General features: G+C 60.5%; 13 protein-coding genes and 1 other RNA gene. 8 read left to right on the top strand and 6 right to left on the bottom strand.

What is annotated here, in order from left to right:
• Positions 1 to 7: 7 nt before the first annotated feature.
• The 5 genes from C7477_RS04820 to C7477_RS04840 form a co-directional block, all read right to left on the bottom strand.
• Entirely contained in the window at positions 8 to 1,633 is a 1,626-nt protein-coding gene (locus C7477_RS04820) for an ABC transporter ATP-binding protein (protein ID WP_110749582.1), read from the bottom strand.
• Entirely contained in the window at positions 1,630 to 2,772 is a 1,143-nt protein-coding gene (locus C7477_RS04825; protein ID WP_110749808.1) for an ABC transporter permease, read from the bottom strand. Before C7477_RS04825 ends, C7477_RS04820 begins: the two co-directional genes overlap by 4 nt.
• Positions 2,772 to 3,875, bottom strand: a complete 1,104-nt coding sequence (locus tag C7477_RS04830) for a microcin C ABC transporter permease YejB (RefSeq protein ID WP_110749584.1) — start codon at positions 3,873 to 3,875, stop codon at positions 2,772 to 2,774. The genes C7477_RS04825 and C7477_RS04830 overlap by 1 nt, the downstream gene beginning before the upstream one ends.
• Positions 3,876 to 4,127: 252 nt before the next feature.
• The gene (locus C7477_RS04835) at positions 4,128 to 5,990 is read right to left on the bottom strand and encodes an extracellular solute-binding protein (protein ID WP_425373519.1); all 1,863 of its coding nucleotides are present in this window, start codon (positions 5,988 to 5,990) and stop codon (positions 4,128 to 4,130) included.
• Between the two features lie 263 nt (positions 5,991 to 6,253).
• Positions 6,254 to 6,952 (bottom strand): c-type cytochrome, encoded by a 699-nt coding sequence (locus C7477_RS04840; RefSeq protein ID WP_110749587.1) that lies wholly within the window; start codon positions 6,950 to 6,952, stop codon positions 6,254 to 6,256.
• 117 nt (positions 6,953 to 7,069) lie between these two features.
• Here C7477_RS04840 and C7477_RS04845 point away from each other — a divergent pair, with 117 nt between their 5' ends.
• Entirely contained in the window at positions 7,070 to 7,804 is a 735-nt protein-coding gene (locus C7477_RS04845) for a 3-deoxy-manno-octulosonate cytidylyltransferase (protein ID WP_110749590.1), read from the top strand.
• The gene (locus tag C7477_RS04850; protein ID WP_110749592.1) at positions 7,801 to 8,670 is read left to right on the top strand and encodes a prephenate dehydratase; all 870 of its coding nucleotides are present in this window, start codon (positions 7,801 to 7,803) and stop codon (positions 8,668 to 8,670) included. The genes C7477_RS04845 and C7477_RS04850 overlap by 4 nt, the downstream gene beginning before the upstream one ends.
• A gap of 147 nt (positions 8,671 to 8,817) precedes the next feature.
• Here C7477_RS04850 and C7477_RS04855 read toward each other — a convergent pair whose 3' ends face one another.
• The gene (locus C7477_RS04855; protein ID WP_110749594.1) at positions 8,818 to 9,222 is read right to left on the bottom strand and encodes an HIT domain-containing protein; all 405 of its coding nucleotides are present in this window, start codon (positions 9,220 to 9,222) and stop codon (positions 8,818 to 8,820) included.
• Between the two features lie 69 nt (positions 9,223 to 9,291).
• On the opposite strand from C7477_RS04855, the gene ffs reads away from it, so the two are divergent.
• From ffs to C7477_RS04885, 6 genes are all read left to right on the top strand, one after another.
• Positions 9,292 to 9,388, top strand: an RNA gene (ffs, locus tag C7477_RS04860) — signal recognition particle sRNA small type.
• 40 nt (positions 9,389 to 9,428) lie between these two features.
• A complete protein-coding gene (locus C7477_RS04865) occupies positions 9,429 to 11,252 on the top strand; it encodes a DNA polymerase III subunit gamma/tau (RefSeq protein ID WP_110749596.1) in 1,824 nt (607 codons plus the stop codon).
• A gap of 78 nt (positions 11,253 to 11,330) precedes the next feature.
• The gene (locus C7477_RS04870; protein WP_110749598.1) at positions 11,331 to 11,654 is read left to right on the top strand and encodes a YbaB/EbfC family nucleoid-associated protein; all 324 of its coding nucleotides are present in this window, start codon (positions 11,331 to 11,333) and stop codon (positions 11,652 to 11,654) included.
• A gap of 92 nt (positions 11,655 to 11,746) precedes the next feature.
• The gene (recR, locus tag C7477_RS04875) at positions 11,747 to 12,352 is read left to right on the top strand and encodes a recombination mediator RecR (RefSeq protein WP_110749600.1); all 606 of its coding nucleotides are present in this window, start codon (positions 11,747 to 11,749) and stop codon (positions 12,350 to 12,352) included.
• A 351-nt stretch (positions 12,353 to 12,703) separates the two neighbouring features.
• On the top strand, positions 12,704 to 13,948 hold the full coding sequence (locus C7477_RS04880; protein WP_245411724.1) for a lytic murein transglycosylase: 1,245 nt from the start codon (positions 12,704 to 12,706) through the stop codon (positions 13,946 to 13,948).
• Positions 13,949 to 14,070: 122 nt separating this feature from the next.
• Positions 14,071 to 14,673: a hypothetical protein gene (locus C7477_RS04885; protein ID WP_110749604.1), complete on the top strand. Its 603-nt coding sequence runs from the start codon at positions 14,071 to 14,073 to the stop codon at positions 14,671 to 14,673.

Here is a 14,673-nt window from a genome sequence, read left to right on the forward strand (position 1 = left end):
TCACCGCTCACTCCTTCACCCCCTCCGCAACCTCCATCCTGAATGCCGCCGCCATCAACGCCTTGGTGTATTCCTCTTTCGGATGGGCAAAAATTTCTGCCGCCGGGCCATACTCCACCGCCTTGCCGTTGCGCATGACGAGCACGTCATTGGCGAGTGCCCGCACCACTTTCAGATCGTGGCTGATGAAGAGATAGGCGAGATCGTGCTTCTTCTGCAGCGCGCGCAGAAGATCGACGACCTGCGCCTGCACGCTCATGTCGAGTGCGGAGGTCGGCTCGTCCAGCATGACGAAGCGCGGATTGAGCACCATCGCCCGCGCAATCGCAATGCGCTGGCGCTGGCCGCCGGAGAACTCGTGCGGATAGCGGAAGCGGGTTTCGGGATCGAGATTGACTTCCTTCAGCGCCGCCACCACGCGCGCGTCGCGCTCATCCGCGGAAAGGCGAGGCTCGTGCACCTTCAATCCTTCAGCGATGATATCGGCAATCGACATGCGCGGGCTGAGCGAGCCGAAAGGATCCTGGAAGACGATCTGCAATTCACGCCTGAGCGGCCGCATCTGCTTGAAGCTGAGGCCCTCGATCTCGCGCCCCTCGAAACGGATATCGCCTTGGCTGGAGATCATGCGCGAAAGCGCCAGCCCCAGCGTCGTCTTGCCGGAACCGGATTCACCGACGACGCCCAGCGTCTGCCCGGCGCGGATCGTCACATCGATGCCGTCCACCGCCTTTACATGATCGACCGTGCGGCGCATGAACCCCTTCTTGATCGGGAACCAGACCTTCACATCCCGCCCTTCCATGACGGAAGGCGCGGCGAGATTGGCAACAGGCGGCTTGCCCTTCGGTTCCGCAGCCAGCAGATGCTTGGTATATTCATGCTGCGGATTATCGAAGATTTCCTTCGTCGGTCCTGTCTCGACGATCTTGCCCTTGGTCATCACGCAGACCCGGTCGGCGATCTTGCGCACGATTCCGAGATCATGCGTGATGAACAGCATCGACATGCCCTGCGCCGACTTGAGATCGGCGAGGAGTTCGAGAATTTGCGCCTGCACGGTCACGTCGAGCGCCGTGGTCGGCTCGTCGGCAATCAGCAGCGCCGGCTTGTTGGCGAGCGCCATGGCGATCATCACGCGCTGGCGCTGCCCGCCCGATAGCTGATGCGGATAGGCATTGAGCCGCTTTTCCGGTTCCCGGATGCCGACTTCGTTGAGAAGCTCCAGCGTGCGCGCCCGCGCCGCGCCATTGCCCATTCCCTGATGGATTTTCAGGACTTCACTGACCTGCCGCTCGATCGTGTGCAGCGGATTGAGCGAGGTCATCGGTTCCTGAAAGATCATGGAAATATCGTTGCCGCGCACCCGCCGCAAATCGCGCTCGTCCTTGTCCAGAAGATCGCTGCCCTCGAACAATATCTTGCCGGAAGGATGGCTCGCGGAAGGGTAGGGCAGGAGCTTCAGGATCGAGAGCGCCGATACCGATTTGCCGGACCCCGATTCCCCCACCAGCGCCACCGTCTCCCCCTTGTTTATATCGAAGGAGATATGGTCGACGGCGATCCGCTCCTTGCCGTCTTGTGTGAAGGCGATGGAGAGATCACGGATGGATAGCAATGGTTTCTTGCTCATTTGAACGCCTTTCGCGGGTCGAAGGCGTCGCGGGTCGCCTCGCCGATGAAAATCAGCAGCGACAGCATCAGCGAGATCACGATGAAGCCGGTGAGGCCGAGCCATGGCGCCTGCAGATTGTTCTTGCCCTGCGCAAGGAGCTCACCGAGCGAGGGCGAGCCGGGCGGCAGGCCGAAGCCGAGGAAATCGAGCGAGGTCAGCGTCGTGATCGAGCCGTTCAGAATGAAAGGCAGGAAGGTCAGCGTCGCCACCATGGCATTCGGCAGGAGATGGCGCCACATGATCGTACCGTTGGGTACGCCCAGCGCTCGCGCCGCGTTCACATATTCGAAATTGCGCGCACGCAGGAACTCCGCCCGCACCACGCCGACAAAGGCCACCCAGGAGAACAGCAGCATGATGCCGAGCAGGATCCAGAACCCCGGCGGCAGCACCGCCGCGATGATGAGCAGCAGATAGAGCACCGGAATCGCCGACCAGATTTCAATGAAGCGCTGGAACAGCAGATCGACCCAACCGCCGAAATAGCCCTGCACCGCGCCCGCCGTCACACCGATGAGCGCGGACGCCGCCGTCAGTATCAGGCCGAAGAGCACGGAGATGCGGAAGCCGTAGAGCGCGCGGGCGAACACGTCGCGGGCCTGATCGTCGGTGCCGAGTAGGTTCCAGTTACCGAAAGTGCAGTTTTCGTCATTCACGCCCTTCGGATAGCGCTGGCAGCGCTCTTCCTTGCTGTAGAGCCAGAAGGGCTTCGACGGCGCGGCTTCGGGAATATCGTTGTTGACGGTGCGGTAGGAATAGCGGATCGGCGGCCAGATCATCCAGCCATGCGCCTTGATCTCGTCCGATATGACAGGATCGCGGTAATCGGTGACGGCGTAGAATCCGCCGAATTTCTCTTCCGGATAATCGACCAGCACCGGCATCAGAATCTCGCCCTTGTAGGAGACGAGGATCGGCTTGTCGTTGGCGATGAACTCCGCGAAGAGCGACGCGATGAACAGGAAGAGGAACAGCCACAGCGACCACCAGCCGCGCCGGTTCGCCCTGAAATTCTGCCACCGCCGCCGGTTGAGCGGGGAGAGCCATGGACGGCGCACCGGTGCTCCGGTTTCCGTATTTGCTAAAGCCTTCGCTATCACACATCCCTCCGCTCGAAATCGATGCGCGGATCGATCCACGTATAGAGAAGGTCCGAGAGGAGGCCGACGAGAAGGCCCAGCAGCGAGAAGATATAGAGATTGGCGAAGACCACGGGATAGTCGCGGTTGAGCACCGACTGGTAGCCGAGTAGCCCCAGCCCGTCGAGCGAGAAGATGGTTTCGATCAGCAGCGAGCCGGTGAAGAAGGCGGAGATGAAGGCGCCGGGGAAGCCTGCGACGACGATCAGCATGGCATTGCGGAACACATGGCCATAGAGCACCTTGCGCTCGGTCAATCCCTTGGCCCGCGCCGTCGTCACATATTGCTTGCGGATTTCCTCGAGGAACGAGTTCTTGGTCAGCAGCGTCGTCGTGGCGAAGGCCGAGAGCACCAGTGCCGCGACCGGCAGCGTGATGTGCCAGAGATAGTCGGCGATCTTTTCCCACAACGAAAGCTGGTCGAAATCCGGCGAGGTAAGGCCGCGCAGCGGGAACCAGTCGAAGAACGACCCGCCGGCGAACAGCACGATCAGAAGAATGGCGAAAAGGAAGCTCGGAATGGCATAGCCGACGATGATGACGGCGCTGGTCCAGACATCAAAATGCGAGCCGTCCTTGATCGCCTTGCGGATGCCGAGCGGGATCGAGATGGCATAGGAAAGAAACGTCAGCCACAGGCCGAGCGAGATCGACACCGGCATTTTCTCAAGAATCAGGTCGAGCACGCCGATATCGCGGAAATAGGAGCGGCCGAAATCGAAGCGCAGATAGTTCCACAGCATCAGCCCGAAGCGCTCCAGCGGCGGCTTGTCGAAACCGAACTGCTTTTCAAGACTGGCGATGAACTGCGGGTCGAGCCCTTGAGCGCCGCGATATCTGGAATTGCTGGCGCCGCTGTCGAGGCCGCCGCTTTGCTGCCCCATATCGCCGCCCCCACCGGAAAGGCGATCCAGCGCGTCGCCGCCCTGTCCGGAAAGCTGCGCGAGCACCCGTTCTACAGGCCCACCGGGCGCGAACTGCACCACGGCGAAGGAGATGGCCATGATGCCGAACATCGTCGGGATCATCAGAAGCAGCCGGCGCAGGATGTAGGCGCCCATCAGATATTCATTCCTCGATTATTCCCGTTTCGTTTATGCGTGGCCAATAATCCGTGCCTTTCTGCTTTTCGTTTGTAGCCCTCGAGCACGCGCCTCTGGCTTGCCGGAGCGGTTGGGCCCCCTCCTTCCCCCTTGCGGGGAAGGTGCCCGCAGAGCGGGCGGATGGGGGTGGCGACGGTTGTGCTCAATACTGAACCACCCCCACCCGGCCCTTCGGGCCACCCTCCCCGCAAGGGGGAGGGAAGAACCGCCTCACTCCCCGCCCATCTTCAACGCCTTCTCCTTGGCCGGATCGATCCACCATGAAAACGGATCGATGCCGGAATATTCTGGCTGCTTCTCAGGCATGCCGAACTTGTTCCAGTAGGCGACGTTGATCTCATCGTCATACCAATGCGGCACGACGTAATAATTCCACAACAGCACCCGGTCGAGGGCGTGGACGGCGGCGACGAGTTCGTCGCGGTCCTTGGCATAGATCACCCGTTCGATGAGTTTATCGATCGCCGGGTTCCTGATACCAGAAAGGTTGCGTCCGCCTTTGAGATCAGCCGCCGCCGAACTCCACATCTCTCGCTGTTCGTTGCCTGGTGAGGTGCTTTGTCCAATTGATGTCCAGATCACATCATAATCGAAATCGTTTACTCGCGCCTGGAATTGGGCTGCATCGACGAGGCGCACCGTGGCGCGGATGCCGACGCGGCGCAGATTATCGACAAAGGGATTGAAGATTTTTTCGTCGGCAGGGTCATTGCCGAGAAATTCGATGGTGAATGGCTTGCCGTTTTTGTCGGTGAGAACGCCATCTTTGAGAGTATAGCCCGCCTCGCCGAAAAGTTTCATTGCATGCCGCAGATTTTCGCGCGTCGCCTGCGGCGTGTCGAAGACTGGCTCCTTAAATTCTTTTGTGAAGACTTCCGGAGGCACCTCGCCCCGCACCGTTTCGAGAATTTCCAGTTCCTTGCCCGTGGGCAGACCGCCGCCCAAGATAAGTTCGTTGCCGGCGAAATAGCTCTCGATCCGCTTGTACTTGTTGAAGAACAGCAGCCGGTTCATCGACTGGAAATCATAGACCCAGTTCAGCGCCTCGCGCACACGCCGGTCGCTGAATTTTTCGCGTCGCGTGTTCAAGAAATAGGCCTGCATCCGTCCCGCCGCGTTATAGGGGAAGGTTGCCTTGATCACATCGCCGCGTTCTACGGCGGGGAAATTATATTCTTGCATCCAGCGCTGCATGCGGATTTCTTGCCTGAAATCGTAGAGGCCGCCTTTCTTGAAGGCTTCCAAACTGGCGTTGTCATCGAGAAAATAATCATATTGAACGCGGTCGAAGTTGTTGCGCCCGACATGGACAGGCAGATCATTGCCCCAATAGTCCGGCACGCGTGCCCAGACGATTGTGCGGCCCGGCACCATCTTTTCAACTCTGTAGGCACTGGAGCCGAGCGGGATTTCCAAAGTCGGGCGCGAGATATCGCGCTTCTTTCCTTGCGCGTCGGTCCCTTCCCACCAATGTTTCGGCAGAACGGCCAACTGGCCCATAATCTGCGGCAACTCCCGATTGCCCTTTTGCGAGAAGGTGAAGGTGATCTCGCGATCCCCGGTCTTTTCGGCCTTGACCACATCGTTATAGTATTTGTTGTACAGCGGCACCTGATTCTTCAGGGTATCGAATGACCAGATCACATCTTCCGGAGTGATCGGCTTGCCATCATGCCAGCGCGCCGCCGGGTTGAGACGGAACTTCACCCAGGAGAAATCTTGCGGAAACTGTGTCGCTTCCGCGATCAGCCCATAGCTGACAGAGCCTTGATCGGCGGAATCCGTCATCAGCGTGTCGTAAAGCATTCCGCCGCCGAAATTGACAAGCCCGGCTGCCGCTACGCCTTGAATGACATAGGGGTTGAGGCTGTCGAATGTGCCTACGGCTACCTGATTGAGCGTCCCACCTTTTGGTGCATTGGGGTTCACATAATCATAATGCTTGAAACCGGCTGGATATTTCGGCTCGCCGACAAGGCTGGAGGCATGCCGCCACTGGGGTTCGGAATTTTGCGCGGTCCCCTTCAGCGGAAAGCCTGCCACCATAGCTAGCGCCATCGCGCCTGTCAGCATACCCTTCATGTGTCACCCTCCGATCATCCGAGCCGAAGCGGTCAGATTAGTGTCTTTTGCGGAGGAAGAAAGGCGCTATTCCCTCCAAAACGAAAAAAGCCGGGAACCCCGGCTTTTCAACTACGCTCCCGTCATCCTCGGGCTTGTCCCGAGGATCTACTGCCCGTGGCTTTTTGGGAGTCTGACTGATTGGACTCGATTTACAGGCGCCGTTGGCAGATCCTCGGGACAAGCCCGAGGATGACGGAGGAGACGGGGCGCGATCAGTGCTTGGGCGCCGGCTGTGCAGGCGTTGCCGGTGCAGGCTCTGCGGGTGCCGCCGGCTTTTCAGCAGGCTGGCCTTCCGCGCCCGCCGGTTTTTCGGTCTCTCCCGCCGGCTTCGTCGGCTCGCCTTCGGCAGGCTTTGCCGCTTCGGGCGCCGGAGCTTCCGGCAGCGGCGCCGGATTGTCGGAAAGCGTGCGCAGATAGGCGATCAGATTGGCGCGCTCGGCGTCGTTCTTGTCGCCGGCGAAGCCCATGGCCGTGCCCTTGACGTAGTTCTTGGGCGAGGTGAGGAAGCCGTTGAGGTGATCGTAGGTCCAGGTCTTGGCGGTCGTGGCGAATTCCTTCATCCCGGCCGAATAGCTGAAGCCCGGATGCGATGCGATCGGACGGTTGACGATGTCCCAGAGATCGGGACCGACCTTGTTCGGACCGCCCTTCTCGCCGGTATGGCAGGCCTGGCAGCGCTTGAACACATCCTGGCCCTTCGCCGGATCGGCGCTTTGCAGCAGCGTGGCGATCGGCACGACCGGCGCGGCCTTTTCCGGCGCGGCGGACGTGCTTGCCAGCGGCTCGATATGATAGCCTTCCTTTTCAGGATCGGGGCTATCGAAAATGACATCCGACAAAAGGCTGGCCGACATCATGACGAAAACCGCCGCCAGAAATGCCCCGGTATATTTATAGGATTGAGATTCCATTGGCGGGTCCCCTCCGGTCCAAGATGGCGCGGAAACTAGGTCTTTTGCTTCTCCCTTGCAACACCTATAAGGGCGGCTGGACCCGTGACTTTTTGACACTTTCGGAACGTGACACCCATGAAAACCCTGACGATCATCCCCGCGCGCATGGCATCGACCCGGTTGCCGGGCAAGCCGCTCGCCGATGTAAATGGCAGACCGATGATCGTCCATGTCGCCGCGCGCGCCGCCGCGGCGAGGCTGGGCCGCACCGTCGTCGCCACCGACAGCGTGGAGATCGCGGATGCGATTCGTGCCCATGGCTTCGAGGCGGTGATGACCCGCGCCGATCATGAATCGGGTTCCGACCGCATTTACGAGGCGCTTCAGGCGCTCGATCCCAATGGCGAGATCGACGCGGTCATCAATGTCCAGGGCGATCTTCCGACCATCGAGCCCGGCATTATCGCCAGCGCGCTGAAACCGCTTGAGGATGGCCCCGCCGATATCGCCACGCTCGGCGTCGAGATCACCGAGGAGAGCGAGAAGACCGCGCCCAGCGTGGTCAAGATCGTCGGCTCGCCGTTAGAGGGCCAGCGCTTGCGCGCGCTTTACTTCACCCGCGCCACGGCACCTTGGGGCGACGGGCCGCTTTATCATCACATCGGCCTTTACGCCTATCGCCGCGCGGCGCTGGAGCGTTTCGTCCAGCTCGGACCGTCGCCGCTGGAACGGCGCGAGAAGCTAGAACAGCTTCGCGCGCTGGAAGCGGGAATGCGCATCGATGTCGAGATCGTCAAATCCGTGCCGCTCGGTGTGGACACTCCGGAAGACCTCGAACGGGCGCGCGCGCTTATTGCACAAGGTATATGAAGATGACCAGGACCAACAGGATCTCGTTCCAGGGCGAGCCGGGCGCAAACTCCGATACGGCGAGCCGCAACATGTTCCCGGACATGGAACCGTTGCCTTGCCCGACCTTCGAGGATGCGTTTAATGCGGTGGAGACGGGAGCCGCCGATCTGGGCATGATCCCCATCGAGAACACCATCGCCGGCCGCGTCGCCGATATTCATCATCTCCTGCCGCAATCACGGCTGCATATCGTCGGCGAATATTTCCTGCCCATCCGCTTCCAGCTGATGGCGCTGCCGGGCGTCAAGCTTGAGGAAATCAAGTCGGTCCACAGCCATATCCACGCGCTGGGCCAGTGCCGTAACATCATCCGCCACAATGGCTGGAAGCCGGTGGTGGCGGGCGATACGGCGGGCGCCGCCCGCATCGTCTCGGAAGCGGGCGACAGGACGATGGCGGCGCTCGCGCCCCGCCTTGCCGCCGATCTCTATGGTCTGGACATCCTGGCTGAGAATGTCGAGGACATGGAAAACAACATCACCCGCTTCGTCGTTCTCTCCAAGACGAAGAAATGGGCGCCGCTGCCTGACGATGGCAGCCGTATCGTCACGACATTCGTCTTCCGTGTGCGGAACGTCCCCGCCGCGCTCTACAAAGCCATGGGCGGCTTCGCCACCAATGGCGTCAACATGACCAAGCTCGAAAGCTACCAGATCGGCGGCACCTTCATGGCCACCCAGTTCTACGCCGATATCGAAGGCCACCCCGAGGAGCGGCCGGTGAAACTGGCGCTTGAGGAGTTGGAGTTCTTTTCCAAGGAAATGCGCATCGTCGGCGTTTATCCCGGCAGTTCGTTTCGGGATATGCAGCAGCCTGCGGAATAGCGCCACATCTTACCCTCCCCCTTGCGGGGAGGGTCGGCGCGGAGCGCCGGGGTGGGGGTGGCTCAGAATCGAGCGCAACCGTCACCACCCCCATCCGCCCGCTCCGCGGGCACCTTCCCCGCAAGGGGGAAGGAGGGCGCTTAATCTTCAAAGCGCATCTCTGATTGCCCCGGCAAAAGCCTCCGCATCCGCCAGCGAGTAACCCTCCCGTGCGCCATATCCCCAAACCGGCCCCGGCCAACCGGCATCGCCGCTGTTGCGGGCGATGACATGCACATGCAATTGCCGCACGATATTCCCCAGCGCGCCGGTATTGATCTTTTCGCATCCCGTGACCGATTTCAGCGCCTGCGCGGCGATGCCCATCTCGAAGGTGAGCATCGTCTGGTCGAGCGGCGTCAGGTCGGTGAGTTCCACCATATCCGGCCGCTGCGGCACGAGGATGAGCCACGGCCAGCGGCGGTCGTTCATCAGTCTCAGATCGCAAAGGCCGAGTCTGGCTATCGCGAACGTGTCCTCGGCGAGCTTTTTGTCGAGCTGGAATGTCGTCATGCCCTTAAAATAACAGTTTTTTCTTAGGGCTGCTTGCTTTTTGCGCGGGGCTGGCCGATATGAAAGCCGGGAGGTTGGTGGTGGACGAGCCACTCGCCAACCGGGTCAGGTCCGGAAGGAAGCAGCCCTAACGAGCCAGGCACGGGTCGCCGTGCCAGCCTCCCACCTTTTCCCTTGGGGAGCAACAAGGTATCGGAACGGTCGCCATGGAGACGAATACGGCAGGCGGCGCCTATCGCGTCCTCGCCCGGAAGTACCGTCCGCAGAATTTCGGCGATCTGATCGGCCAGGAGCCGATGGTCCGCACCCTCACCAATGCGTTTCACACCGGCCGCATCGCGCAAGCATGGATGCTGACCGGCGTTCGCGGTGTCGGCAAGACGACGACGGCGCGCATCCTCGCGCGGGCCTTGAACTACAAGACCGACGCCATCGATCAGCCCACCATCGATCTCTCGACACCAGGCGAGCATTGTCAGGCGATCATGGAAGGCCGCCATGTCGATGTGATCGAGATGGACGCGGCGTCCCATACCGGCATCGACGATATCAGAGAAATCATCGAGCAGGTGCGCTATCGTCCGGTCTCGGCGCGCTACAAGGTCTATATCATCGACGAGGTTCACATGCTGTCCAACCAGGCCTTCAACGGCCTGCTGAAGACGCTGGAAGAGCCGCCGCCGCATGTGAAATTCATCTTCGCCACCACCGAGATTCGCAAGGTTCCGATCACGGTCCTGTCGCGCTGCCAGCGCTTCGATCTGCGGCGCATCGATTCGGGCCTTCTCGCCGGGCATTTGAAGAATATCGCCGGGCAGGAGGGGATCGATATCGACGACACCTCGCTGGCCATGATCGCCCGCGCCGGAGAGGGCTCCGCGCGTGATTCGCTCTCTATTCTCGATCAGGCCATTGCGCACGCCGGCGGCAAGGTCGAGGCGGAAACCGTGCGCGCCATGCTTGGCCTCGCCGATCGCGCTCGTATTATCGACCTGTTCGAGATGCTGATGCGCGGCAATGTGGCCGGGGCGTTGAAAGAATTCCGCGCGCAATACGATGTCGGCGCCGATCCATCGGTGGTGCTGGCCGACCTTGCCGAATTCAACCATCTGGTGACACGGCTGCGTTTCATGCCTGACGTGGCCAACGACATGTCGCTGTCGGAAGACGAGCGCGTGCGTGGCCGCGATTTTGCCGAGAAATTATCGATCCGTGCCCTGTCGCGCACCTGGCAGATGCTGCTGAAGGGCATCACCGAGGTGGAAACAGCCTCCCGGCCCGTCCAGGCCGCCGAAATGCTCCTGATTCGCCTGGCCCACGCCGCCGATCTGCCGACGCTGGATGAGGCGCTGAAGATGCTGGAAAGCGGCGTGACTTCCGCGCCGCGCCCAAGCGTCGATACCTCGCGTCCGGCTGGCGGAACATCCATGTCGGGCGGTCGCCCTGCGGATGCCGTGGCGTCCGCCGCCATGGGTGTGAACGCTGGCGGCGGCTCGACGGCGATACGTCTTGTCCAGTCGGAACCGCACGCGCAGCCTGTCCCCGAAGCACGGCCTCAGCCGGAACCTGCCGCCGACGAAGCGCCGGCCCCAGCGGTTCCCCTGAATACCTTGGCCGATATCGTGGCGCTGGCTGAGAAGCACCGCGACATGCAGTTCAAGATCATGGTCAAGAATTGCGTGCGTCTGGTCGCCATTGCGCCGGGGCGGCTGGAGATCGGCCTGACCGACGATGCCCCGAAGACGCTGCCCAGCGACATCGCGCAGAAACTTTTGGGCTGGACCGGCATTCGCTGGATGGTGTCCGTCTCGCGTGAGGCGGGCGGGCAGACCATGGCCGAGGCGGAAACCGCGCGCCGCGACATGCTGGTCACCGATGCCCGCGCCGATCCCGATGTAGCCGCAATTCTCGCCCAGTTTCCCGGCGCGAGAATTACCGACGTCCGCATCGCCACGAACGGGGCCGAGAGTGTCGATCTCGACGTTGAGCTGCCGGATGTCTCGCTGACGCCGGATGATGACGACGATTAAGAGCATGATCCCGAAAAGTTGCAGACTTTTCAGATAAGATTATGCGGCTGATAAAAGCGAATATAGGAGTGCGGTCCCATGCGTGACATGATGGGTATGTTGGGTAAGGCGAAGGAAATGCAGGCCAAGATGCAGGCCATGCAGGAAGAAATCGCCGCGCTTGAAGCAACGGGCAATTCCGGCGGCGGTCTGGTCAGCGTGACTTTGAGCGGCAAGGGCGTGATGAGCGCGCTCAAGATCGATCCCTCGCTTCTAAAGGAAGACGAAGCCGAAATCCTCGAGGATCTGATTGTCGCGGCCCACAACGAGGCGAAGACCAAGATCGAGGCGGTCATGGCCGAGAAGACGCAGGCGCTCACCGCCGGCCTGCCGCTGCCTCCCGGCTTCAAACTGCCATTCTAGGGCAGTAGGGGAATAGGGCAGTAGGGCAGTATGTTAAAAAGACATATTCCCTATTGCCTTACTGCCTTACTGCCCTATTGCCTTACCCTGCAATGTCCAAACGAATCGCCGGTCCTGAAATCGAACGCCTGATCCAGCTCCTCGCCCGTGTGCCGGGGCTGGGGCCGCGTTCGGCGCGTCGCGCGGCGCTTCATCTCATCAAGAAGAAGAAAGCGCTGCTGATCCCGCTTGGCAGCGCCATGCAGGATGCAGCCGAGAAGGTGCGCGTCTGCTCGACCTGCGGCAACGCCGATACCAGCGATCCCTGCACCATCTGCACCGATCCGCGCCGCGATCCCGCGATGCTCATCGTCGTCGAGGATGTGGCCGACCTCTGGGCGCTGGAACGCGCCGGCACGATGAATGTGCGCTATCATGTGCTGGGCGGTCGGCTGTCGCCGCTCGACGGCATAGGCCCGGACGATCTCAACATCCGCGGCCTTGTCGAGCGGGTAGGGACGGGCGAGGTGAAGGAAGTGATCCTCGCCGTCAACGCCACCGTCGAGGGACAGACCACGGCGCATTACATCATGGACCAATTGGCCGGCTTCGGCGTGCGTGTGACCCGACTCGCTCATGGCGTGCCTGTCGGCGGGGAACTTGATTATCTCGATGAGGGAACATTGGCCGCCGCCTTGCGGGCGCGGACGGCATTATAGGCGGGCAATTGCAGCCGACTTGAAAACATTCCCGCAATTGCATTATATTACTGGAGTGATCGACAGGAAGCTGTAACTCCCTGCCGACCTTTTACCTTACTTTTCTTTACGTTGGAACCGGACGTTCACTGACCAGCTCGTCCGGTTCTTTCGTATCTGTAAGGTGACGCTAAATGGTTTCCACCACATCAGCAATCCTCCATATCGGAGGCAAGGGCCACTTGCCTTGGCTGGCGCGGCCATCATCGCCAGCGCGTCGGCTGGTCTCGACGCTTGCTGCTTCTGCCCCCAATCCGCTATGAGTAGCAAATTATTGGATCTAGTATAGAGGGCGGGATGCGGAAATTTGGAATGATTTTAATACGTCTGATAACCGTTTTCTGCCTCCCATTTTTTCTGATAAATTCCGCCATTTCTGCGCCCTCTAAAGCCGAAACGGAAGCCCAGTTCCGGGCATGGCTCGCCCGCGATTTGTGGCCGGAGGCGAAAGCCAAGGGCATTTCCCGCGCCAGTTTCGACAGCGCTTTTTCCGGCGTGAAGCTCAACTGGAAGCTTCCCGATCTGGTCGCGCCCGGCACGAAGCCAACGACACCTAGGGAGCAGGTGCAAGCCGAATTCGGCTCGCCCGGCAAGTATTTCAACGAAAAGACCATCGGCCATGTAACAGCAGGCGGGAAAGCGCGCGCCGCACAACACGCCCGCACACTCGCGGCGATCGAGAAGCAATATGGCGTGCCGGGCGAAATCTTGGTCGCCATCTGGGGCCGGGAATCCGGCTTCGGCGCGGTCAAAATCCCCCATAACGCTTTCGAGGTGCTGGGCACCAAAGCCTTCATGGCGACGCGCAAGGACATGTTCCGGGCGGAACTCCTGGCGGCGCTTGAGATCGTCCAGCACGGCTACATCGACGCAGCGTCGATGAAAAGCTCCTGGGCCGGCGCACTCGGCCAGCCCCAGTTCATGCCGACCTCTTATATCAAGCACGCCGTCGATTTCGATGGCGACGGCAGGCGCGATATCTGGAATTCCGAGCCCGACGCGCTCGCATCCATAGCCAATTATCTGCGTCTCTATGGCTGGCAGCGCGGGCGCGACTGGGGCTTCGAGGTTAATGTGCCCGCGGGTTTGAGCTGCGCGCTGGAAGGCCCTGACCAAGGTCTCAAGATCGCCGATTGGGCAAAGATGGGCGTCACCCGCATCAACGGCAAGCCATTTCCGGCGAACGAGCTTGCGGGCGAAGGATATCTCCTGATGCCCGCCGGGCGGCATGGTCCGGCCTTTATCGCCACGCCCAATTTCTATGTCTTGAAGAACTACAATATGAGCGATCTTTATGCGCTCTTCGTCGGCCATGCCGGTGACCGCATCGCCCGTGGTTCGGGCGGCTTTTCGCAAAGGTGGGGCGATGTCGGCGGCATGTACCGCTCGGATATCGCCGCCATGCAGAAGGCGCTGCAGGCGAAGGGCTATGATGTCGGCAAGCCCGACGGCCTGCCCGGCTTCAAGACGCGCCGCTCCATCGGCGACTGGCAGGCCAAGCAGGGGCAGGCCGCCACCTGCTTTCCCGAGAAGGCCCTGATCGGCGCGATCCGCTGACTTGGGAGGCTTATGCCGCCGACCTGCTAGCCACAAATTCGTCACATAAAACAGGCCTCTAAACCGCCCCGTCGCGCTTTAGCGCTTATGCGATTGAATTTTCCTCAAATCGGGGGGAGCGAATGCATAGCCATCCCATAAGCCATGAGATGATTTCGGAAATATTCATCCATATCCGGATCATCATCGGCATTATTCTTGGCCTGGCTATTTCAAGGCTTCTTACCGGCGTTGCCCGTTTCGTTCAGCACCCCTCCTACGAGATCATCTACCCCATCCATCTGGCATGGGTGGGGTTTCTGCTTCTGGCGGTGGTGCATTTCTGGTGGTTCGAGTTCTATCTGCACTGGATCAGTGTCTGGCGCTTCGAAACCTATTTTTTCATCATCTTCTATGCGAGCCTCTATTTCCTCGCCACTACGCTGCTTTTCCCTGATCATATGGAAGAATATACTGGCTACCGCGATTATTTCATGTCGCGGCGCGGATGGTTCTTCGGCATCATGGCGCTGATTTTTCTCGTGGACATCGGCGATACGCTGCTCAAGGGCCGCGACCATTTTCACTCCTTCGGCATCGAATATCCGATCCGGACGGTGATTCTCGTCGGGGGCAGCGTCGTCGCGATGTTCACGCGCAATCAGCGTTATCATGGGGCGTTCGTCACGTTGGTGCTTGTTTATGAGATCGTCTTCGTCGTGTGGCACTATGCGGTGTTGAACTGA

Origin of the sequence: Paramesorhizobium leguminum (assembly GCF_003217235.1) — a bacterium.
Classification (GTDB): Bacteria; Pseudomonadota; Alphaproteobacteria; order Rhizobiales; family Rhizobiaceae; genus Paramesorhizobium; species Paramesorhizobium leguminum.

Bases quoted from the DNA above. Each gene is read 5' to 3' on its own strand.
- C7477_RS04850 (WP_110749592.1), top strand. From the start codon at position 7,801: ATGAAGATGACCAGGACCAACAGGATCTCGTTCCAGGGCGAGCCGGGC.
- C7477_RS04885 (WP_110749604.1), top strand. From the start codon at position 14,071: ATGCATAGCCATCCCATAAGCCATGAGATGATTTCGGAAATATTCATC.
- C7477_RS04835 (WP_425373519.1), bottom strand. From the start codon at position 5,990: ATGCTGACAGGCGCGATGGCGCTAGCTATGGTGGCAGGCTTTCCGCTG.
- C7477_RS04840 (WP_110749587.1), bottom strand. From the start codon at position 6,952: ATGGAATCTCAATCCTATAAATATACCGGGGCATTTCTGGCGGCGGTT.
- C7477_RS04845 (WP_110749590.1), top strand. From the start codon at position 7,070: ATGAAAACCCTGACGATCATCCCCGCGCGCATGGCATCGACCCGGTTG.
- C7477_RS04880 (WP_245411724.1), top strand. From the start codon at position 12,704: ATGATTTTAATACGTCTGATAACCGTTTTCTGCCTCCCATTTTTTCTG.
- C7477_RS04865 (WP_110749596.1), top strand. From the start codon at position 9,429: ATGGAGACGAATACGGCAGGCGGCGCCTATCGCGTCCTCGCCCGGAAG.
- C7477_RS04855 (WP_110749594.1), bottom strand. From the start codon at position 9,222: ATGACGACATTCCAGCTCGACAAAAAGCTCGCCGAGGACACGTTCGCG.
- C7477_RS04820 (WP_110749582.1), bottom strand. From the start codon at position 1,633: ATGAGCAAGAAACCATTGCTATCCATCCGTGATCTCTCCATCGCCTTC.
- C7477_RS04870 (WP_110749598.1), top strand. From the start codon at position 11,331: ATGCGTGACATGATGGGTATGTTGGGTAAGGCGAAGGAAATGCAGGCC.
- recR (WP_110749600.1), top strand. From the start codon at position 11,747: ATGTCCAAACGAATCGCCGGTCCTGAAATCGAACGCCTGATCCAGCTC.
- C7477_RS04830 (WP_110749584.1), bottom strand. From the start codon at position 3,875: ATGGGCGCCTACATCCTGCGCCGGCTGCTTCTGATGATCCCGACGATG.